Genomic DNA, 20,156 nt, shown 5'->3' on the forward strand with positions numbered 1-20,156 from the left:
GCGACGTACGATGAGCCTCGCAGCGCCGCACGCCCCCGGGCAGCAGCGCTCCCCGCAGCCCTGGAGGGACCCCCTGATCGAGACCATCGAGCCCGCCGACGGCGCCGAGGCCGACAGCGCTCTCGTGGCCCGGCTCGGCCGCCGCTTCGCCGCAGGGGAGGAGGCGGCGCTCGCCGAGGCGTACTCGCGCTGGTCGCCGCTGGTCTTCACGCTGGCGCTGCGCTCGCTGGGCGACCGCGGCGACGCGGAGGACGTGGTGCAGCGCGTCTTCGTCTCGGCCTGGACCTCGCGCTCGGGCTTCGACCCCGGACGGGCGGCTCTCGGAGCCTGGCTGGTGGGGATCTCCCGGAGGAGGATCGCGGACGCGCACGAGGCGCGGGCGCGCGAGCGGAGGCTCACCGAGGCCCTCGTCGCCGTCACGCCGGTCGAGGAGGGGGAGTCCCCCGTCGACCTCGAGGCGCGGATCCTGATCGCCGACGAGCTGGCCCGCCTGGATCCCGTCCCCCGGCGGGTGATCGGCCTCGCCTTCTACGAGGACCTCACCCACACCGAGATCGCCGAGCGCACCGGCCTGCCGCTCGGTACCGTCAAGAGCCACATCCGCCGCAGCCTCGACCGGCTCCGCTCCCGCCTGGAGGTGAGCAGCACATGACCCACCTCGATCCCGACGAGCTCGCCCTGCTCGCCCTCGGCGAGCACTCGAGCGACGCCGAGCAGGCCCACCTGCGCGACTGCCCCGACTGCGCCCGGCAGCTGGTCGAGCTCGGCCACGCCGCGGGCCTGGGCCGTGCGAGCCGTGCTGTCGAGCTGGAGGCACCGCCCGCGATCGTCTGGGACCGCATCCGCGAGGAGCTCGCCCTCGGCGACCTCGGGCCCGGCGCCCTGCCGTCGTCGGCCGCTGCCGTGCCGCCTCCGCTCGCCCTCCCCCCGGGACGGCACCGTCCCGCCCGCCGCCGCCGGCCCCGCGCTCTGAGCGCCGTGCTGGCCGCTCTCGGCGCGCTCGTCATCGGGGTCGCGGGCGGAGCCTGGTGGCAGGCCTCGCGGAGCGACGACACCGCCGCCGTCGTGGCGCGCGCTGATCTCGCCGCTCTCCCCGACTGGCAGGGAGCGAGCGGAACCGCCGAGCTGGAGGACGCCGACGGCACCCGCCGCCTGCACGTGCACCTCGATGCGCAGAGCGCGGACGACTCGTACCGGGAGGTCTGGCTCCTCGCCGCCGACGCCTCCGGGCTGGTCGGCCTCGGCGTGCTCGACGGGACCGACGGCGTCTTCGCCGTGCCCGACGACGTCGACCTCGCCGAGTACCCGCTCGTGGACGTCTCCCAGGAGCCGTTCGACGACGACCCGGAGCACTCCGGCGACTCGATCGTCCGCGGCCCCCTGCGCGAGGGCTGAGGCCTAGGCCGACCGCTCCGCCAGCACGGCCGTGAGCGCCTGCACCGCGGCGGAGGGGCGCGGCGCCGTGCAGACCGAGAGCTCCCAGACCAGCCCCGGCCAGTCGAGCGCGAGGGCCGTGACGCCCTCCAGCGGCTCGACGCCCGCGCGCGGCACGATCGCCGGACCCAGCCCCGCCTGCACGAAGCGGGGGATCCCCGGCAGATCGGCGACCTCGGTGGCCACCCGGCGCGACGCCCCGGCCTCGCGGAAGGCGAGGTCGACGGCGACCCTGTTGCCGAAGCCGGCGGGCGTGTCCACGAAGGTGAGCCCGTCGAGGTCCTGCGGGGAGGGCGGTCCCGCCGCGGCGAGCGGATGCGCGCTCTCAACCAGCAGGACGTAGTCGCTGCGCACCAGCCGCGTCACCGCCAAGCCCCGCAGCTGCGTCGCCGGCAGTGCCAGCAGAGCGGCGTCGAGCAGGCCGCGGCGCAGGTCCTCGGCGAGACCGGTGGAGCCGGTGGTCGAGGTGCGCAGGAGCAGGTCCACCAGCGGGTGCCGAGTGCGGAAGACGCCGAGCGCGCCGGGCAGGTCGACGAGGTCGAGGGCGGAGAAGGTGCCCACCCGCACCCGCCCGCGGAGCCCCGCCGCGTCGTCGGCCGCGAGCGAGCGCATCCGGTCGAGGCTGTCGATCGCCGATCGGGCCCAGGGCAGGAGCGCCTCGCCGACCGCGGTGAGCGCCACCCGCCGGGTCGAGCGGGCGAACAGCGGCGAGCCGAGCTCCTGCTCGAGCGAGCGGATGCTCGCCGAGAGGGTCGACTGCACGACGAACAGGCGCGCGGCCGCCCGGGTGAAGCTGAGCTCCTCGGCGACGGCGACGAAGGCGGCGAGCTGGCGGTCGTCCATGCGCCCATTATCCAACAGGGACGATCAATCCAACCGAGATCCTCCGTTGGACACGGATGATGGGGCGGAGGACTGTGGACACCGTGACCACCACCGAGCGCTCCCTCCCATCCGTCCACCGCCGCGAGCTCCCGCACCGCCACGGCTTCTGGGTGATCGCCGTCGCCTTCCTCGCGGTGATGGCGTTCTCGACCGTGCCGACACCGCTCTACGCGATCTACCAGCAGCGCGACGGGTTCCCGGCCTTCGTCGTCACCGTGGTCTTCGCCGCGTACGCGGTCGGAGTCGTGGCGAGCCTCTTCCTCGCCGGGCACGTCAGCGACTGGCTCGGCCGCCGCCGGATCCTGCTCGCGTCGATCCTCGTCGAGGTCCTGGCGGCCGCCGTGTTCCTGCTCTGGCCGGACGTGCCCGGGCTGATCCTCGCCCGCCTGCTGACCGGGCTCGGCGTCGGCGCGCTCACCGCGACGGCCACCGCCCACCTCTCGGAGCTGCGCGCCGTCGCCCGCCCGGAGGAGGGCCCCGGCACCTCCCGCGCCGTCTCCGCCCTCGTCAACATGGGCGGGCTGGCGCTCGGCCCGCTCGTCGGCGGGGTGTTCGCCGTGACGGTGCGCGAGCCCCTGGTCGTCCCGTACGCCGTGTTCCTCGTCCTCCTGGTCGTCCTCGGGATCGGCGTCGCGCTCGTCCCCGAGACGGTCGAGCGGCGCGAGGTCCTCCCGGCGTACCGTCCGCAGCGCCTGGCCGTGCCGGCCGCGTCCCGCGGCGTCTTCCTCTCGGCCGCGGTCGGCGCGTTCGCCGGGTTCGCCGTGTTCGGCCTCTTCACCTCGCTGGCGCCGACCTTCCTCGCCGGGCGCTTCGGCGAGACCTCCCACCTCGAGGCGGGCGCGGTCTCCTTCGGGGTCTTCGCCGCCGGAGCCGTCGCGCAGCTGGTCTCGATCCGGCTGTCCTCGCGGACGGCGCTCCGCCTCGCGGCCGTGGCGCTGACGGCCGGGCTGCTGCTGGTCGCGACCGGCGCCGTGATCGTCTCGGTGTCCGCCTTCATCATCGGCGGGGTGCTCGCGGGAGCGGGCGTGGGCCTGCTCTTCCGCCTGGCGCTCGGAGTCGCCGGCTCGCTCGCCACCGACGAGACCCGCGGCGAGGTGCTCGCGGCCGTGTTCCTCGCCGCCTATCTCGGCCTCGCGGTGCCGGTCCTGGCGATCGGTGCCGCGCTCGCGCTCCTGCCGGCCGTCCCGGTCCTGCTCGGCTTCGTCGCCGTCGTACTCGTCCTGGTGCTCGCGGCGATCGCCCGGATGCGGCGCACCGCCTGACGCGAGCGGGGGAGGGGCCGCGCGCTGGACAATGGGGGCATGAAGCTCTTCCCGTTCGGACGCGGCGACGCGAACCCCCTCCCCTCCGACGACCGCGGCTCGGGCAAGCTCGACGACTACGACTACGAGCTGCGCCCGAAGTCGCGGCGCGGCGACACCCTCCTCCGCCTCGCCGACTCCCGGCCGCACCAGGACGAGATCGCGCGGGTGCTCGCCCTCGGCGAGGACGAGGTCACGGCCGTGATCCCGCGCCGCACCGCGGAGGAGGAGCGCGTGGACGCTCCGATGCCGGTCCGCCTGTTCGCGGCCCAGCGCCCCTCGGGGCTCGTCGGCCAGGTGCCGCGCGGTCTCGAGAACGTGGTCGAGGCCGCCCTCGCCCGGCTCTCGGAGGCGGGGAGGTCGTCCCGCGTGCCGGCCCGCGTCGTGACGGTGAGGGGCGGGATGCGCGTCGAGCTGCTGATGCACGAGACGCGGGGCTGACGGGCGGAGGGCCGGCCGGGTCGGCGGGGTCCATGGAGGAACCGCACCGCGGCTGATAGCATGAACCGGTTCCGAATCCGAAAGCGACCGCCGGTCGACCCAGGATTCGAGCCACGGAGCAGGCCGGCAGGAAGCTGGTCCTCGGTGGTGGAGTCCCGGACGGCGGCAGCGTGCGACAGAGCACGGGCCGCCGCGGCACGAGTCGCAGGCGGCACGTCCCGCTCGCGGCACAGGTCGCGACAGCCCGGAGCTCTTCTACTGGTGGCCAGCACGAACGCCCTCCACACGACGGCACGGCGCGAAGCCCTGCCGTGGGATCGTCTCGATTCCTGACCGGACCGCTGCTCCGACGAACGCCGGCGCCCAGAAGGGGCGCCGCTGCAGACGTTAAGGAGACAGACCTCTTGGAAGGTCCTGAAATCACATTCGCCGAAGCCGTTCTCGACAACGGCTCGTACGGCACCCGCACCGTCCGCTTCGAGACCGGCCGCCTCGCGCAGCAGGCTCAGGGCGCCGTCGCCGCCTACCTCGACGAGGACACCATGCTCCTCTCGGCCACGTCGGCCTCGAAGAACCCGAAGGACAACTTCGACTTCTTCCCGCTGACCGTCGACGTCGAGGAGCGCTCCTACGCCGCCGGCAAGATCCCCGGCTCGTTCTTCCGCCGCGAGGGCCGCCCCTCCACCGAGGCGATCCTGGTCTGCCGTCTGATCGACCGGCCGCTGCGCCCCTCGTTCGTCGAGGGCCTGCGCAACGAGGTCCAGATCGTCATCACGGTCCTCAGCATCGCGCCGGACGAGTTCTACGACGCCCTCGCGATCAACGCCGCGAGCGCGTCCACGCAGATCTCCGGCCTGCCGTTCTCCGGCCCGGTCGCCGGCGTCCGCCTGGCGCTCATGTCCGACGGCTCCGGCAACGACCAGTGGGTCGCCTTCCCCAAGGCCTCCCAGCTGGAGAACGCCGTCTTCGACCTCACCGTCGCGGGCCGCGTCGTCACCAACGAGGACGGCTCCTCGGACGTCGCCATCATGATGGTCGAGGCCGAGGCCACGGAGTCCTCCTGGAACCTCATCAAGGCGGGTGCGACCAAGCCCAGCGAGGACGTCGTCGCCGAGGGCCTCGAGGCCGCCAAGCCCTTCCTCCGCGCACTCGTCGAGGCGCAGGCGAAGCTCGCCGCCGAGACCGCGAAGCCGGTCAAGGACTACCCGGTGTTCCTGCCCTACGCGCAGGAGACCTACGACAACGTCGCCGAGCTCAGCTACGACGAGCTCGTCCGCGTGTACCAGATCGCCGACAAGGTCGAGCGGCAGGACGCCGACGACGCCCTCAAGGCGCGCGTCAAGGAGCAGATCGCCGAGCGCATCGCCTCGGGTCAGCTGTCGGCCGAGGCCTACAACCAGGTCGGAGCGGCGTACAAGTCCGTCACGAAGGTGGTCGTCCGCGGCCGCATCCTCCGCGACGGCGTGCGCATCGACGGACGCGGCCTGGCCGACATCCGCCCGCTCGACGCCGAGGTGCAGGTCATCCCGCGCGTCCACGGCTCGGCCATCTTCCAGCGCGGCGAGACCCAGATCCTGGGTGTCACCACGCTGAACATGCTCAAGATGGAGCAGCAGATCGACTCGCTGTCGCCCGTCACCAAGAAGCGGTACCTGCACCACTACAACTTCCCGCCCTACTCGACCGGTGAGACCGGCCGCGTCGGATCGCCGAAGCGTCGCGAGATCGGGCACGGCTTCCTCGCCGAGCGCGCCCTCGTGCCGGTGCTGCCGAGCCGCGAGGAGTTCCCCTACGCGATCCGCCAGGTCTCCGAGGCGCTGAGCTCCAACGGCTCGACCTCGATGGGCTCGGTCTGCGCGTCGACCCTGTCGCTCCTCAACGCCGGAGTGCCGCTGCGCGCCCCGGTCGCGGGCATCGCGATGGGCCTCGTGTCCGACGTCGTCGACGGCCAGACCCGCTACGCGGCGCTGACCGACATCCTGGGCGCCGAGGACGCGCTCGGCGACATGGACTTCAAGGTCGCCGGAACCGCCGAGTTCGTCACGGCCATCCAGCTCGACACGAAGCTCGACGGCATCCCGTCGTCGGTGCTCGACGCCGCGCTCAAGCAGGCCAAGGACGCCCGCACCACGATCCTCGCGGTGCTCACGGCGGCCATCGACCAGCCCGACGAGATGGCCCCGACCGCGCCCCGCGTGATCTCGGTGCAGATCCCCGTCGACAAGATCGGCGAGCTGATCGGCCCCAAGGGCAAGACGATCAACGCGATCCAGGACGAGACCGGCGCCGACATCTCCATCGAGGAGGACGGCACCGTCTACATCGGAGCCGTCGACGGTCCGTCGGCCGAGGCCGCGCGCGCGCAGGTCAACGCCATCGCGAACCCGACCAACCCCGAGGTCGGCGAGCAGTTCCTCGGAACCGTCGTCAAGCTCGCGACCTTCGGCGCGTTCGTCTCGCTCCTCCCCGGCAAGGACGGACTGCTGCACATCAGCGAGGTCCGCAAGCTCGCCGGCGGCAAGCGCGTCGAGAACGTCGAGGACGTCCTCGGAGTCGGCCAGAAGCTGCTCGTCCAGATCACCAAGATCGACGACCGCGGCAAGCTGTCCCTCGCGCCCGTCGTGGCCGAGGAGGCCGAGGTCGAGGCTCCCGCCGAGAGCTGATCCCTCCTGCACGACCGTGACGCCCGTCCCACTCCGGTGGGGCGGGCGTCCGTCGTCGGCGGGGGCATGGGGTACGGTGGCGGGACCGCGCCGCACCGCCCCGACCGGAGGACTCCGTGACCGACCCGACGCCCCTGGCCACCGAGCCGGAGACGCTGCTCCTCTCACGCACCCTGGGTCGGACCGGCCTCCCCGTGCATCCGCTCGCCCTCGACGGCTCCGTCTTCGGCTGGGCCGCCGGGATCGACGACACCACCGAGGTGCTCGACGCGTTCGGCCGTCTCGGCGGCACCCTGATCTCGACCGCGGACCACTACGCGACCGGTCGGAGCGAGTACATGATCGGCCGCTGGCTCGAGCAGAGCGGGCTGCGCGAGCGGATGCTGGTCGCGACGAAGGTCGGCCGGCACCCGGACGCGCCGGGCCTCGCCCCGGAGGACGTCCGCATCGCGATCGAGGGGAGCCTCGAGCGGCTCGGCACCCGGATCGACCTGCTCTCGTTCGACAGCGAGGACCCCGGGATCCCCATCGCCGACAGCCTGGCGGCGGTCGCGCCGTTCCTGGCGGACGGCTCGGTCGGCGCCCTGGGCGCCGCGCACTTCAGCGGAGCCGCGATCACGGCGCTGCACGAGACGGCGACCGCGTTCGCGCTGCCGTCGCTCTCGGCCGTCGTGTCGGAGTACAGCCTGATGGAGCGCCGGACCTACGAGACCGACGTCGCCCCCGAGGTGGTGCGGCTCGAGCTCGGCACCCTCGCGCGGCTGCCCCTGGCGAGCGGCTACCTCACCGGCGCCCTGCGCAGCCGCACAGACGAGCCGGAGTCGGCCCTGTTCGAGGCGGGCCTGGACTACGTCGGCCGCCACGGCTCCCGCGTGCTCGCTGCCCTCGACGAGATCGCCGGGGCCCACGGCACGGAGCCCGGCGTGGTCGCGCTCGCCTGGGTGCTCTCGCACCAGGAGGTCTCGGCGGCGATCGTCCGGGCGCGGAACGCCGCGGAGCTCGAGTCGCTGTTCGCGGCGGCCGCGCTCCCGCTGACCCGGAGCGACATCGCTCAGCTGGACCGCGTCTCCGCCTGAGGCTCTCGCCCGCTGGTCCGCCGCCGTCGAGCGCCGCGCCCCGCGCCGGGCTCGGAGCGGGGCGCGGCGAGGTTCAGCGGCGCAGGATGCGCGCCTCCCACGGGCCGAGCGTCGACCCGGTCGCACCGGCGACGTTGCCGAGGACCGTCTCGGCAGCCGCCCACTCCTCGAGCAGCGGCACCTCGAGCGGCTCGCCGGACACGTTCCCGACGACGAGCAGCTCGCCCGGTCCGGTGCGCGTGAAGGCGAAGAGCGCGGGGTGCTCGGGCTCCAGTAGCGCGAAGCGGCCCAGCTGCACCGTCTCGTCGGCGTGCCGCAGCGCGATCAGCGCCCGGTAGTACTCGAAGACCGACCGCTCGGCGGCCCGATCGGCGGCGACGTTCACCTCGGCGGCGTTCGGGTTGACCGCGATCCACGGCTCGCCGGTCGTGAAGCCGGCCTGGAGGCTGTCGTCCCACTGCACCGGCGTGCGGGCGTTGTCGCGGCTCTGCGCGCGCAGCCCGGCGAGCACGGTCGCCGGGTCCTCGCCGCGCTCGCCGACGGCCTCGGCCCAGTAGTTCAGGGACTCGACGTCGCGGAAGTCCTCGATGCCGGCGAACGGGACGTTCGTCATCCCGATCTCGTCGCCCTGGTAGATGTACGGCGTGCCGCGCTGGAGGTGGAGGAGCGTCGCCCAGAGGGTCGCGGACTCGTAGCGGTGCGCGCCGTCGTCCCCGAAGCGCGAGACGAGACGCGGCTGGTCGTGGTTGCCGAGGTACAGGCTGTTCCAGCCGCGCTCGGCCAGGCCGTCCTGCCAGCGCGCGAGGTTGGCCTTCAAGGCGACCAGGTCCAGCGGCACCGGGTGGAACTTGTCGACTCCGTGGTCGATGCCGACGTGCTCGAACTGGAAGACCATGTCGAGCTCACGCCGCTCGGGATCGGTCACGAGCACCGCCTCCTCGAGGGTGACCCCGGGCATCTCGCCGACGGTGAGGAAGGAGCCCTCGCGGTGCGCGAACACGGCCTCGTGCATCTCGCGGAGGTACTCGTGGAGCCGCGGACCCACCCCTCCGACGATGCCCGCGCCGCCCTGCTCGCCGTCGACGGCTCCGACGTCCTTCGAGACGAGGTTGATCACGTCCATCCGGAAGCCGTCCACTCCGCGGTCGAGCCAGCGGTTCATCATCGCGTGCACCGCGTGCCGCACCTCGGGGTTCTCCCAGTTGAGGTCCGGCTGCTGCACCGCGAAGAGGTGGAGGAAGTACTCGTCCGTCGCCGGGTCGAGCGTCCAGGCCGGGCCGGAGAAGTAGGAGCGCCAGCCGTTCGGCTCGGCGACGTCGAGGCCGGCGCCGGCGGCCGCCTCGAGCTCGCGGCCGGGCTCGGCCGAGCGGCGCCCGCGGCGCCACCAGTACCAGTCGCGCTTCGGGTCCTCCTGCGAGGAGCGGGACTCGACGAACCAGGCGTGCTCGTCGCTCGTGTGGTTGACCACGAGGTCCATCACGATGCGGATGCCGCGCTCGTGGGCCTCCGCGAGGAGCAGGTCGAACTCCTCCAGCGTCCCGAACCGCGGGTCGATGTCCTCGTAGTCCGAGATGTCGTAGCCGTTGTCGTGCTGCGGCGACGGGTAGACCGGCGAGAGCCAGATCACGTCGACCCCCAGGTCGGCGAGGTGGTCGAGCTTCGAGCGGATGCCGCCCAGGTCGCCGATGCCGTCGCCGTTCGAGTCCGCGAACGAGCGCGGGTAGATCTGGTAGACGACGGCGCTCGTCCACCAGGGCGCGGACGTCTCCCGCTCGGGGGAGTCGGAGGTCGGGGCGGCGGTCTCGGAGGGGGTCGGGGCGGCGGAGTCCATGGTCGCGAATCTAGCCCGGACGACCGACACGGAGGGGCCCGCCGCACCGCTCGCCGGCGCGAGTCGACCCCGCCGGCGGCGCCCGTGTAACGATCTGGTGAACCGTGCGCGACCCGGCGGAGTGGCGGCTCCGGCGCTCGGATACTCTCTCCCCTGGCGGGACCCGAGCCGCCGCAGGGAGAGTGGTGGCGTGCCCAGGGACAGGACCGGCGCCGTCGTGCGGGCTCCCCGTCACAGTGCCGTCCCGCTCCCGCCCGCGGCGTCCCGCGCAGCCTCCTCGAGCGGCGTCCTCGCCGAGACCGGCCCCGTCGAGCCGACCGCCGTCGCACCCTCGCACCGCCGGCCGATGGGCGACTCCGGCCACGATCTCTTCCCCTTCGTGCTCGACGCGGCGGCGCTCGGCCGCGACGACGGTGCCGCGCTGCTCGAGCGCTACGCGGCGTGGGGCGGCAACGGCGTCGTCGTCACCGACTCGAGCCTCGCGGAGGGCGTCGGCGGCTGGCCCGCCGGACACCGCGACCGGGACCGCTTCCTCCTGATCGGCCGCTTCGCCGCTCCGGTCGGCGCGCCCGCGACGCCGCGTGCACTCGTGGACCGTGTCGAGGGGGCGCTGCGCCGCCTCCGCACCGATCGCCTCGATGTGCTGGCGGTCCGCCCCGACGGGGCCGGACGCCTCGACGAGCTCCTCAGCGCTGTCGACGTGCTGCTGGCGCGCGGGCTGGTGCGGTCGGTGGTCGCCTCCGGATTCTCTCCGGAGGAGCTGTTCGAGGCGCGCGTCCTGGCCGCCCACGGGCTGCCCCGCCTCGCCGGCGCGGAGGTCCGCTGGAACCTGCTCGAGCGGCCCGGCTCGGAGGGCGATCTCGGTCTCGTCGCCGCCGGCCAGGGACTCGCCCTGCTCGCGACCGTCCCCCTCGCCCACGGGTTCCTCCGCGGCGCCGAGCGCACCCGCCGCGAGCTCGGCCGCCTGCCCGACGGGGCACTCGCCGCCGCCCACCTCGGGCGCCGCGGACGCCGGGTCCTCGCCGTCCTCGACGCGATCGGTGCCGAGCTCTCGGCCGCTCCCGCCGCCGTCGCCCTGGCCTGGCTGCTCGGCCGGCCGCGGCTGACCGCCGCGACGGTCGCCCCGCGCTCACCCGCCGACGTGGACGCGCTGGTGCGCGCGGTCTCGCTCGAGCTCGACCCCGGACACCTGGCCGCGCTGGAGCGCGCGCGCCGCTGACCGCGCCCGTCCGCGACGCCCCCTGCACCTCTCCCGCCACGGCGCGACAGCCCGGCTCGGGCCGCCGTCGCGGTGGCCTAGGGTGGGCACGATGAATCACGGAGTCGCACTGCCCCTCGACCAGCCGGAGACGTCAGTCCGGGCCGCAGGCGGATCCACGGTCCGCCGCTCCGTCCTCCCGAGCGGTGTCCGCATCCTCAGCGAATCGGTGCCCGGCGCCCGCAGCGCCACGATCGGCTTCTGGGTCGCCGCGGGTTCTCGCGACGAGCGGCCCGGCCGCCCCGCGACCGCGGGCGAGCCCGCCGTGCCCTCCAACGTCGGCTCGACGCACTTCCTCGAGCACCTGCTGTTCAAGGGCACGCAGAAGCGGTCCGCCCTCGACATCGCCGTGTCCTTCGACTCCGTGGGCGGGGAGCACAACGCTCTCACCGCCAAGGAGTACACCTGCTACTACGCCAAGATCCAGGACCGCGACCTCCCGATGGCGGTCGAGGTGATCGCCGACATGGTGACCTCGAGCCTGATCGATCCGGACGAGTTCGAGACCGAGCGCGGGGTCATCCTCGAGGAGCTGGCGATGGCGGACGACGATCCGGCCGACGTGGCGGGCGAGAAGCTGTTCGAGGCCGTGTTCGGCGACCACCCGCTGGGCCGCCCGATCGGGGGCACCGCCGCGACCATCGGCGAGGCCACCCGGGACGCGGTCTGGGCGCACTACCGCGCCGCCTACCGCCCGCGAGACGTGGTGATCACCGTCGCCGGCGCCGTCGACCACGAGGCGCTCGTCGCGCTGCTCCAGCGGGTCCTCGTCGCCGACGGCTGGGACCTCGGCACGGCGGCCCCGCCCGTCGAGCGGCGCGTCGGCGGCCGTGCGTCCTACACCCGCGGCAGCGCCCTGTCGGTGGTGCACCGCCCCACCGAGCAGGCGAACCTGCTGGTCGGCTTCCCCGGTCTCGCCGCGGGCGACGAGCGGCGGATGACGATGGGCGTCCTCAACTCGATCCTCGGCGGCGGCATGTCCTCGCGGCTGTTCCAGGAGGTGCGCGAGAAGCGCGGCCTGGCCTACTCCGTCTACTCCTTCGCCCCGTCCTACTCGGACGCGGGCCTCTTCGGGCTCTACGCCGCGTGCACCCCGGCGAAGGCGGGGACGGTCGCCGAGCTCCTGCTCACCGAGTTCCACCGCCTCGCCGAGGACGGCGTCACCGACGACGAGCTCGCGCGCGCCCGCGGCCAGCTCTCGGGAGCGGCGGCGCTCGCGCTGGAGGACTCCGACACCCGGATGTCGCGCCTCGGACGCGCCGAGCTGACCTTCGGCGAGTTCGTCGACCTCGACGAGAGCCTGCGCCGACTCGCCCTCGTCGGCGCGGAGGACGTCCAGGCACTCGCGGCAGACTTGGCCCGGGGGCCGTCGTCGATCTCGGCCGTCGGCGCGGTCGACGAGTCGGACTTCGCCGGGATCGCCGGGATCGAGAGCGCCTCCGCGATCTGATCCGATCGTCGAACGCCCGCTGACCGCGCACCGCCGCGCCGCACCAGGGAGGACCCCGTGTCCCACTACATCTACCTCGTCCGCCACGGCGAGCAGCAGGACGCCGAGCACGGCATGCCGGACGGCCCGCTCTCGGCCCGTGGCGAGCGCCAGGCGAGGCTCATCGCCGAGCGGCTCGGCGGAGTCCCCTTCACCGGAGCGTGGCACTCGCCGCTGCGCCGGGCCGAGGAGACGGCCGCGCGCTTCCAGACGCTCCTGCCGAGCCTGCCGCTCCAGCCGTCCTCGCTGCTGTTCGACTGCATCCCCTCGGGGCCGACCCCGGACATGCCCAAGGCGTTCGAGCCCTTCTTCGGCAGCGTCACCGCGGCCGAGATCGAGGCGGGGCACGCGCAGATGCAGGACGCGGTGGCCGAGTTCCTGGCGCCGTCGCGCGAGGACCGCCACGACCTCCTCATCACCCACAACTTCGTGATCGGCTGGTTCGTCCGCCACGTGTTCGACGCTCCCGACTGGCGGTGGCTGGGCCTCAACCAGGCCAACTGCGGGCTGACGATCATCCGCGTCCGCTCCCGCAAGCCGCCGGTGCTCGTCGTGCACAACGACCTCTCGCACCTGCCCGTGGAGCTGCGCACCGGCCTGCCCGAGGCCCAGCCGTACTGAGCCGCGGGCTACGCTGAGTCGGTGACTACCTCCGTCGCCGTGGTCGGCGCGTCCGGCCGACTCGGCTCGTTCACCTGCTCGCTCATCGAGGCGTCGAGCGAGTTCTCGCTCGTCGCGCGGCTCGGCTCGCGGAGCGATCCCGCCGAGATGCTCGCGGCCGACGTCGTCGTCGACATGACCGTGCCGGCCGTCAGTCAGCAGATCGTCGACTTCGCCGTGGCCAACGGGAGGAAGGTGCTCGTGGGCACCTCCGGCTGGACCGGCGACCGGATCGCGGCCCTCCGGCGCAGCGTCGCCGAGCAGCCCGAGGCCGGCGTCGTGATCATCCCCAACTTCTCGCTGGGCTCGGTGCTCGCTACCGCACTGGCCACCGTGGCCGCGCGCTTCTTCGACGCCGCCGAGATCGTCGAGACCCACGGCGCCCGCAAGGTCGACTCGCCCTCCGGGACCGCGGTCCGCACGGCCGAGCTGCTGCTGCGCGCCCGGGCCGAGCTCGGTCCGGTGCAGGCTCCGCACACCGACCAGCGGGCCCGCGGCCAGCAGGTTGCGAGCGTCCCGGTCCACAGCCTCCGCCTGCCCGGAGTGGAGGCGCGCCAGGAGGTCGTCTTCGGCGGCACCGGCGAGACGGTCACCATCCGGCACGACACAACCTCGCAGGCCTCCTACGAGCAGGGCGTCCTGCGCGCTCTCGACGCGGTCCGGACGACCACGGGCGTGGTGGTGGGCCTCGACGCGCTGATCGACCTGCGCGCCGCCTTCGACGCCGCGCCTCTCGCCGAGCGGCCGGTCGACGAGCAGCCCGTCATCGACCGGGCTCCGTCCGGCCAGGCCGCCGCAGCGACGAGCACCCCGTGAGGACCCGCGTCGGCGTCGTCCTGATGGCGGTCCTGCTCGCCCTCTACCTGTTCGTCTGCCTGCAGTACTCCGTCGTCGCCTTCGCCGCGGCGACGGTGCCCGGCATCGTGATGGGCGTCGGCCTGCTGATCCTCGGCGCCGTCGGCGTCTGGGGGCTCGTGCGCGAGCTGCTGTTCGGGCTCCGCGCCGAGAAGCTGGCCCGTCGGCTGGAGGGCGAGAACGCGCTGCCGCAGGAGGTCCTCGACTCGCGGGCCAGCGGGCGTCCGCTCCGGGAGGAGGCGGACGCGCTGTTCCCGCAGTACGCGGAGGAGGTCGACGCGCAGCCCGGGAGCTGGCGCGCCTGGTACCGCCTCGGCCTCGCCTACGACGCCAGCGGCGACCGCAAGCGCGCCCGAGGCGCCATCCGCCGGGCCATCGCGCTGGAGCACGAGGCTCCGGCCTGACCGCTCGGCCGCGACCCGAGCGCGGCTCTCCGGGCGACGACCGCTCACCGGATCAGGCGAGCACCCACTCCAGCGCCTCGCCGACCGTGCGGTGGCGGAACTCGAAGCCGTCGTCGAGCAGCCGCTGGGGGACCAGGCGCTGGCTCGAGAGCAGGAGCTCGTGCCCGGCGTCGCGCAGCGCGAGCTCGATGATCTTCTCGGGGACGGCCAGCTTGAACGGGCGGTGCAGCTGCTCGGCGAGGGTGCGCATCACGTCGTTCGCGGTCGCCGGCACCGGTCCGGCGAGGTTCACCGGGCCCGAGAGCGAGGACGTGAGCAGGTGGCGGATCGCCGCGGCCTCGTCGTAGAGGCTGATCCAGGGCCAGGCCTGGTTGCCGCTGCCGAGGGGTCCGCTGAGGCCGAGCTTCGTCAGGGGCAGGAGCGGCTTGAGCGCGCCGCCGTCGCCGAGGACGAGCCCGGTGCGAGCGGTGACCACCCGCGTGGCCTCGGGCGCGAGGTGGGCGGCCTTCTCCCAGCGGTCGACGACGTCGGCGAGGAATCCGTCGCCGCGCGAGGACTGCTCGGTGAGCTCCTCGCCCGGGCGGTCTCCGTAGTAGCCGACCGCGGAGGCGTTGATCAGCGTCGTCGGCGGGGTCGAGGACATCCGCATCGCGTCGGTGAGGGTCTGCGTGGACTGGATCCGCGAGTCGAGGATCTCCCGCTTGTAGGACGCGGTCCACGGCAGGCGGCTGATCGAGGCGCCGGAGAGGTTGATCACGGCGTCGACGCGGTCGAGCACGCTGAAGTCGAGCATGTGCGAGGTGGGCGCCCAGTGGAACTCGTCCGGGCTCGACGGCGCGTGGCGCACCAGGCGCAGGATCTCGTGCCCCTCGGCGCGCAGCTGGCGGATCAGCTCGGAGCCGATCATCCCGCTGGCGCCCGAGATCAGGACGCGGAGCCGGGGAGCGGACGCGTCCGGCCGGGCCGAGGGCAGCTCGGACGGCGTCGACACGTGCTCGCCCGGCGTGCGCGCGGCGCGCCACGGCGAGCCGGAGTCCGTGGTCCCGTCGTGGTCGGAGTGCCGTGCGGATGAGTCGCTCATGGTGCCTCCCGGAGCCGGTCGCGGGCCGCCCGCGAAGCGGACCCAGCCTAGAGCCTCACGCCCGGGAGCCGGCCGAGCGCCCGACCAGGCCGGCCCGCGCGAGCACGAGGTAGAGCTCGCAGCCCAGGCAGAGGCCGAACACGGCGTTGAGGAAGGCGGCGAGGAAGGCGACGGCCGCGGCGACCGGAACCGATCCCGGGACGCCGGCGACGTGCAGGAGGACGCCGGCGCCGGTCACCACCAGGCCGATCAGCTGGGCGAAGCGCGGCGGGCGGGCGTCCTCCCACTCGCGCGGCGGTGCCAGGTGCGGCCGGACCACCCGGCGGAACAGCACCGCCCAGGGGCCGGAGCCGACGCCGCGCGCGGCCGACCAGGCGAAGAGGGCGGCGAGCGCGAGCAGCAGGAGGAAGCCGGGCTGGGAGAGCCGGCCGTCGAGGTCGGCCCGGGCCGCGGCCGCGAGCCCGAGGCCCACGGCCGTGAGGAGGAGTGCGGCGGTGACTCCGGCGGCGACCCTCGGGCCGCGGGGATCGACGGTGCCGGACGGGGGAGTGGCGCCGGTGGTGGAGGGGGAGCGGGTGCTCATCGTGTCTCCTGGAGTCGGTCGAGCTCGATGGTCAGGGCGGCCCGGGTCGGAGCGCCGCCGACGCGGCTGCGCGGCACTCCGTCTCGATCGAGCAGGAGGAGCGTGGGCGTCTGCCGGACGCGGAAGCGCGCCGCGAGGTCGGGGCGGTGCGTCAGATCGACGTCGAGGTGCGCCAGCCCGGGCCGCTGCTGGGCGAGCTCCCCGAGCATCCGTCGCACTGCAGGGCACCGCGTGCAGACGTCGGTCGAGAACTGCACGACTGTGGCCCGGGTCCCGAGCACTGCGCCGGGGACGAGCTCGCCGGGGTCGATCGCGGGGTCCTGGCGCGAGGGGGCGCTCGCGACGCGCCCGGAGCGGGCCCGATGGACAGCCCCGAGGACGACGCCCAGCACGACGAGGCCGAGCAGTGCGGCGAGGATCGTCACGGGCTCCATCCGGGAAGCGTAGGTCGGCGCGGGCGCTGCGCGGACGACTGTTTCGGGATGTGACGACGGCCGCGGTCGGAGCGTGGTCTAGGTTCGATCCGTGACCGAACAGAGCAGCCTCAGCGCAGACCCGAGCAGTCCCGTCTTCCGCAGCGATGTCGTCGTCGAGCTGGTCCGCGCGAGCGCCCACGACTCCGACGTGCTGTTCGCGGCCCGCGTCTCGACCCAGGGCGAGAAGACGCTCGCCGAGGCGCTCGACGGCGAGGAGTCCGACGCCGAGCTGCAGCGCAAGCGCGACCGCGGCCTGATCAACTACCTCATGCGCGACCGCCACGGCTCGCCGTTCGAGCACAACTCGATGACCTTCTACGTGCAGGCGCCGATCTTCGTCTTCCGCGAGTTCATGCGGCACCGCATCGCCTCCTACAACGAGGAGTCGGGCCGCTACCGCGAGCTCCGTCCGGTCTTCTACGTGCCCGGCCCCCGGCGCAACCTCGTGCAGGTCGGCAAGCCCGGCGCCTACTCCTTCGAGCCCGGCACCCCCGAGCAGGCCGAGCTCGTCGCCGAGGAGACGCGCCGCGTCAGCACGCAGGCCTACGAGTCGTACCGGCGGATGCTCGGCGAGGGCGTCGCCCGCGAGGTCGCCCGGATCGTCCTCCCGCTGAACATCTACTCGTCGATGTACGTCACGCTCAACGCCCGCTCGCTGATGAACTTCCTCTCCCTGCGCACCAAGCGCGAGGACTCGACGTTCCCCTCCTTCCCGCAGCGCGAGATCGAGATGGCGGCCGAGCAGATGGAGACGCACTTCCAGGAGCTGATGCCCCTCACGGCCGCCGCCTTCACAGCGAACGGCCGCGTCGCCCCGTAGCCCGCCGCCCGGCGAGGACGAGCGGGCCGTCCCGCCCGATCGCCTGCTGCCGTCCGCGCGGGCGGCTCCGGGAAGCTCCTCCCGGCGGCGCGGCGGCGACCCGCTACCCTGGCAGCGTGTCAACTCCGGAGAATCCCTTCGGCCAGGTCCTGGTCGCCCTGGTCACCCCGTTCACCGCCGACGGCGAGGTCGACTGGCCCGGTGTCGAGAAGCACATCGACGACTGCATCGCAGCGGGCGCGGACGGCATCGTGGTCACCGGGACCACGGGCGAGACCAGCACCCTGACCGACCCGGAGAAGATCCGCCTCGTCGAGGTCGGCCGCTCGGTCGCCGGGGGCCGCGCGAAGATCATCACGGGAGGCGGCTCGAACGAGACCGCCCACGCCATGCAGCTCGCCCGTCAGAGCGAGAAGGCCGGCGCCGACGGCAACATGATCGTCACCCCGTACTACAACAAGCCCACGCAGGCGGGCGTGCTCACCCACTTCCGGATGATCGCGGATGCGACGGACCTGCCGGTGATCCTCTACGACATCCCCGGCCGCACCGGCGTGCCGATCCGCTACGAGACGATCCTGCGGGCGGCCAAGCACCCGAACATCCTGGCCGTGAAGGACGCGAAGGGAGATCTCTCCGAGGTCAGCCGCGTGCTCAACCAGACCGACCTGATGTACTTCTGCGGCGACGACGCGAACGTGCTGCCCGAGCTCGCCATCGGCGCCACGGGGCTCATCGGCGTCACCGCGAACATCGCCGCCGCGCCGTACCGCACGATCGTCGACGCCGTGAACGCGGGCGACCTCCACGCGGCCACCCGCGCGCACCAGCAGCTCGAGCCGCTCGTGCGCGCCGTGATGACGCACGTCCCCGGGACCGTCGCCGCGAAGTACATCCTGCACGGCCTCGGCCGCATCTCCTCGCCGCGCGTGCGGCTGCCCCTGGTCGGCCCGGAGGAGTCGGAGGCGGCGCTGATCGAGGACGAGCTCGGCCTGGTCCGCGACATCCCGGGCGTCGACTTCCGCAACTTCCGGCCCGACCGCAACGCCGCGGCCGGCGGCGCCCTCCCGAAGGTCGCCGGCACCACCCGCTGAGCCCGAGCGGCACGTCCCGAGAAAGCACCGCTGGAGAAGGAGGGCGCATGCCCGGTCCCGTGATCATCCCCGCCCCGCTCGCTCCGGGAACGCTCCGGATCATCCCCCTCGGCGGCCTCGGCGAGATCGGCCGCAACATGACCGTCTTCGAGATCGACGGCAGGCTCCTGGTCGTCGACTGCGGCGTGCTCTTCCCGGAGGAGGACCAGCCGGGCGTCGACCTGATCCTCCCGGACTTCACGCCCATCCGTGACCGGCTCGACGACATCGTCGGAGTGGTCCTCACCCACGGCCACGAGGACCACATCGGCGCCGTCCCCTACCTGCTCCGGCTGAAGCGCGACATCCCGCTGATCGGCTCCACCCTCACGCTCGCCCTCGTCGAGGCGAAGCTCAAGGAGCACCGGATCACGCCGTACACGCTCACGGTGAAGGAGGGCGACGTCGAGAACCTCGGGCCCTTCGAGCTCGAGTTCGTCGCCGTGAACCACTCGATCCCGGACGCGCTGGCCGTGTCGATCGTCACCGACGCGGGCTCGGTGCTGCACACCGGCGACTTCAAGATGGACCAGCTGCCGCTCGACGGCCGGATCACCGACCTGCGCGCCTTCGCCCGCCTCGGCGAGGAGGGAGTCGACCTGTTCATGGTCGACTCCACCAACGCCGACGTCCCCGGCTTCACGCCGAGCGAGCGCGACATCGGCCCGGTCATCGAGAGCGTCATGGCCAGGGCGACCCGCCGCGTCATCGTCGCGAGCTTCTCCAGCCACGTGCACCGGGTGCAGCAGGTGCTCGACGCGGCTCACGCCACGGGCCGCCGCGTGGCGCTGCTCGGCCGCTCCATGGTCCGCAACATGCGCATCGCCGCGGATCTCGGCTACCTGCACGTCCCTCCGGGAGTCCTGGTCGACATGAAGAAGTCGGGCGACGTCCCCGAGGACAGGATCGTCTACATGTCCACCGGGTCGCAGGGCGAGCCGATGGCCGTCCTCAGCCGGATGGCCAACCTCGATCACCAGATCGAGCCGGGGGAGGGCGACACCGTGATCCTCGCCTCCAGCCTCATCCCCGGCAACGAGAACGCGGTGTACCGGGTCATCAACGGGCTCACCCGGCTCGGAGCGACCGTCGTGCACAAGGGCAACGCGAAGGTGCACGTGTCCGGGCACGCCGCGGCCGGCGAGCTCCTCTACTGCTACAACATCCTCAAGCCGCTGAACGTGATGCCGGTGCACGGCGAGTACCGGCACCTGGTCGCGAACGCGCAGCTCGCGCGCGAGACCGGGATCGCGGAGGAGAACACGATCATCGCCGAGGACGGCACCGTGATCGACCTGCTCGACGGCAGGGCGACCGTCGTCGGACGGCTCGACCTGGGGTTCGTCTACGTCGACGGATCGTCGGTGGGCGAGATCACGGACGCCGACCTCAAGGACCGGCGGATCCTCGGCGAGGAGGGCTTCATCTCGATCATCGTGGTGGTGGAGGCGGGCACGGGGCGGATCGTCGTCGGCCCCGAGATCCACGCGAAGGGCTTCGCGGAGGACGACAGCGTCTTCGACGAGGTCAAGCCGCGGATCGCGGCCGCGCTCGAGGAGGCGGTGCGGAACGGGGCGAGCGATCAGCACGCGCTCTCGCAGGCCGTTCGTCGCGTCGTCGGCCGCTGGGTCAACACCTCCTACCGCCGCCGGCCCATGATCGTGCCGCTCGTCATCGAGGCCTGAGCCTCCCGGCCGGCGGCCGATCGGCGCCGGCCGTCGCGGCGCGGGTCACCGGCCCTGACGGGGGCGGCGGGTACGGTGGCC

General features: G+C 73.4%; 19 protein-coding genes. 14 read left to right on the top strand and 5 right to left on the bottom strand.

What is annotated here, in order from left to right; translation table 11 throughout:
• Positions 1–10: 10 nt before the first annotated feature.
• The gene (locus C5C39_RS04430; protein WP_104352763.1) at positions 11–652 is read left to right on the top strand and encodes an RNA polymerase sigma factor; all 642 of its coding nucleotides are present in this window, start codon (positions 11–13) and stop codon (positions 650–652) included.
• Complete coding sequence (locus C5C39_RS04435) at positions 649–1,395, top strand: anti-sigma factor (RefSeq protein WP_104239041.1); 747 nt, start codon at positions 649–651, stop codon at positions 1,393–1,395. Before C5C39_RS04430 ends, C5C39_RS04435 begins: the two co-directional genes overlap by 4 nt.
• A 3-nt stretch (positions 1,396–1,398) precedes the next feature.
• Here C5C39_RS04435 and C5C39_RS04440 read toward each other — a convergent pair whose 3' ends face one another.
• Positions 1,399–2,277: a LysR family transcriptional regulator gene (locus C5C39_RS04440; RefSeq protein WP_104352764.1), complete on the bottom strand. Its 879-nt coding sequence runs from the start codon at positions 2,275–2,277 to the stop codon at positions 1,399–1,401.
• An 83-nt stretch (positions 2,278–2,360) separates the two neighbouring features.
• Between C5C39_RS04440 and C5C39_RS04445 the strand changes: the two genes are divergently transcribed.
• The 4 genes from C5C39_RS04445 to C5C39_RS04460 all read left to right on the top strand — a co-directional run bounded on the left by C5C39_RS04445 (position 2,361) and on the right by C5C39_RS04460 (position 7,800).
• On the top strand, positions 2,361–3,581 hold the full coding sequence (locus C5C39_RS04445; RefSeq protein WP_258075771.1) for an MFS transporter: 1,221 nt from the start codon (positions 2,361–2,363) through the stop codon (positions 3,579–3,581).
• A 39-nt stretch (positions 3,582–3,620) separates the two neighbouring features.
• A complete protein-coding gene (locus tag C5C39_RS04450; RefSeq protein WP_104352766.1) occupies positions 3,621–4,061 on the top strand; it encodes a hypothetical protein in 441 nt (146 codons plus the stop codon).
• A 404-nt stretch (positions 4,062–4,465) separates the two neighbouring features.
• Complete coding sequence (locus tag C5C39_RS04455; protein ID WP_104224806.1) at positions 4,466–6,724, top strand: polyribonucleotide nucleotidyltransferase; 2,259 nt, start codon at positions 4,466–4,468, stop codon at positions 6,722–6,724.
• 116 nt (positions 6,725–6,840) lie between these two features.
• Complete coding sequence (locus C5C39_RS04460; protein ID WP_104226294.1) at positions 6,841–7,800, top strand: aldo/keto reductase; 960 nt, start codon at positions 6,841–6,843, stop codon at positions 7,798–7,800.
• Positions 7,801–7,873: 73 nt separating this feature from the next.
• Here C5C39_RS04460 and C5C39_RS04465 read toward each other — a convergent pair whose 3' ends face one another.
• On the bottom strand, positions 7,874–9,631 hold the full coding sequence (locus C5C39_RS04465) for an alpha-glucosidase (RefSeq protein WP_104255563.1): 1,758 nt from the start codon (positions 9,629–9,631) through the stop codon (positions 7,874–7,876).
• A gap of 190 nt (positions 9,632–9,821) precedes the next feature.
• On the opposite strand from C5C39_RS04465, the gene C5C39_RS04470 reads away from it, so the two are divergent.
• The 5 genes from C5C39_RS04470 (at position 9,822) to C5C39_RS04490 (ending at position 14,297) form a co-directional block, all read left to right on the top strand.
• On the top strand, positions 9,822–10,850 hold the full coding sequence (locus tag C5C39_RS04470) for an aldo/keto reductase (protein ID WP_146076624.1): 1,029 nt from the start codon (positions 9,822–9,824) through the stop codon (positions 10,848–10,850).
• A gap of 91 nt (positions 10,851–10,941) precedes the next feature.
• Complete coding sequence (locus C5C39_RS04475; RefSeq protein ID WP_104352790.1) at positions 10,942–12,339, top strand: pitrilysin family protein; 1,398 nt, start codon at positions 10,942–10,944, stop codon at positions 12,337–12,339.
• A gap of 57 nt (positions 12,340–12,396) precedes the next feature.
• Positions 12,397–12,999, top strand: coding sequence for a histidine phosphatase family protein (locus tag C5C39_RS04480; RefSeq protein WP_104224462.1), 603 nt, complete (start codon positions 12,397–12,399; stop codon positions 12,997–12,999).
• 21 nt (positions 13,000–13,020) lie between these two features.
• On the top strand, positions 13,021–13,854 hold the full coding sequence (dapB, locus tag C5C39_RS04485) for a 4-hydroxy-tetrahydrodipicolinate reductase (protein ID WP_104233262.1): 834 nt from the start codon (positions 13,021–13,023) through the stop codon (positions 13,852–13,854).
• Positions 13,851–14,297 (top strand): tetratricopeptide repeat protein, encoded by a 447-nt coding sequence (locus C5C39_RS04490; protein ID WP_104233263.1) that lies wholly within the window; start codon positions 13,851–13,853, stop codon positions 14,295–14,297. The genes dapB and C5C39_RS04490 overlap by 4 nt, the downstream gene beginning before the upstream one ends.
• 52 nt (positions 14,298–14,349) lie before the next feature.
• Here C5C39_RS04490 and C5C39_RS04495 read toward each other — a convergent pair whose 3' ends face one another.
• Genes C5C39_RS04495 through C5C39_RS04505 form a run of 3 tightly spaced genes read right to left on the bottom strand, consistent with a single transcriptional unit; the run spans position 14,350 to position 16,395 of the window.
• Positions 14,350–15,378: a TIGR01777 family oxidoreductase gene (locus C5C39_RS04495; RefSeq protein ID WP_104352768.1), complete on the bottom strand. Its 1,029-nt coding sequence runs from the start codon at positions 15,376–15,378 to the stop codon at positions 14,350–14,352.
• Between the two features lie 55 nt (positions 15,379–15,433).
• Positions 15,434–15,961: a DUF4395 domain-containing protein gene (locus tag C5C39_RS04500; RefSeq protein WP_104233265.1), complete on the bottom strand. Its 528-nt coding sequence runs from the start codon at positions 15,959–15,961 to the stop codon at positions 15,434–15,436.
• A complete protein-coding gene (locus C5C39_RS04505) occupies positions 15,958–16,395 on the bottom strand; it encodes a thioredoxin family protein (RefSeq protein WP_104352769.1) in 438 nt (145 codons plus the stop codon). The genes C5C39_RS04500 and C5C39_RS04505 overlap by 4 nt, the downstream gene beginning before the upstream one ends.
• Positions 16,396–16,486: 91 nt before the next feature.
• On the opposite strand from C5C39_RS04505, the gene thyX reads away from it, so the two are divergent.
• The 3 genes from thyX (at position 16,487) to C5C39_RS04520 (ending at position 20,075) form a co-directional block, all read left to right on the top strand.
• Entirely contained in the window at positions 16,487–17,257 is a 771-nt protein-coding gene (thyX, locus tag C5C39_RS04510) for an FAD-dependent thymidylate synthase (RefSeq protein WP_104224468.1), read from the top strand.
• 116 nt (positions 17,258–17,373) lie between these two features.
• Positions 17,374–18,351, top strand: a complete 978-nt coding sequence (gene dapA / locus C5C39_RS04515; RefSeq protein WP_104224469.1) for a 4-hydroxy-tetrahydrodipicolinate synthase — start codon at positions 17,374–17,376, stop codon at positions 18,349–18,351.
• A gap of 47 nt (positions 18,352–18,398) precedes the next feature.
• Positions 18,399–20,075 carry a ribonuclease J gene (locus tag C5C39_RS04520; RefSeq protein ID WP_104224470.1) on the top strand — a complete coding sequence of 559 codons (1,677 nt, stop codon included), beginning with the start codon at positions 18,399–18,401 and terminating at the stop codon, positions 20,073–20,075.
• Positions 20,076–20,156 lie beyond the last annotated feature (81 nt).

The organism is Rathayibacter sp. AY1F3 (genome assembly GCF_002931975.1).
Classification (GTDB): domain Bacteria; phylum Actinomycetota; class Actinomycetes; order Actinomycetales; family Microbacteriaceae; genus Rathayibacter.

Bases quoted from the DNA above. Each gene is read 5' to 3' on its own strand.
- C5C39_RS04430 (WP_104352763.1), top strand. From the start codon at position 11: ATGAGCCTCGCAGCGCCGCACGCCCCCGGGCAGCAGCGCTCCCCGCAG.
- C5C39_RS04475 (WP_104352790.1), top strand. From the start codon at position 10,942: ATGAATCACGGAGTCGCACTGCCCCTCGACCAGCCGGAGACGTCAGTC.
- C5C39_RS04505 (WP_104352769.1), bottom strand. From the start codon at position 16,395: ATGGAGCCCGTGACGATCCTCGCCGCACTGCTCGGCCTCGTCGTGCTG.
- C5C39_RS04435 (WP_104239041.1), top strand. From the start codon at position 649: ATGACCCACCTCGATCCCGACGAGCTCGCCCTGCTCGCCCTCGGCGAG.
- C5C39_RS04495 (WP_104352768.1), bottom strand. From the start codon at position 15,378: ATGAGCGACTCATCCGCACGGCACTCCGACCACGACGGGACCACGGAC.
- C5C39_RS04465 (WP_104255563.1), bottom strand. From the start codon at position 9,631: ATGGACTCCGCCGCCCCGACCCCCTCCGAGACCGCCGCCCCGACCTCC.
- C5C39_RS04440 (WP_104352764.1), bottom strand. From the start codon at position 2,277: ATGGACGACCGCCAGCTCGCCGCCTTCGTCGCCGTCGCCGAGGAGCTC.
- C5C39_RS04500 (WP_104233265.1), bottom strand. From the start codon at position 15,961: ATGAGCACCCGCTCCCCCTCCACCACCGGCGCCACTCCCCCGTCCGGC.
- C5C39_RS04450 (WP_104352766.1), top strand. From the start codon at position 3,621: ATGAAGCTCTTCCCGTTCGGACGCGGCGACGCGAACCCCCTCCCCTCC.
- C5C39_RS04520 (WP_104224470.1), top strand. From the start codon at position 18,399: ATGCCCGGTCCCGTGATCATCCCCGCCCCGCTCGCTCCGGGAACGCTC.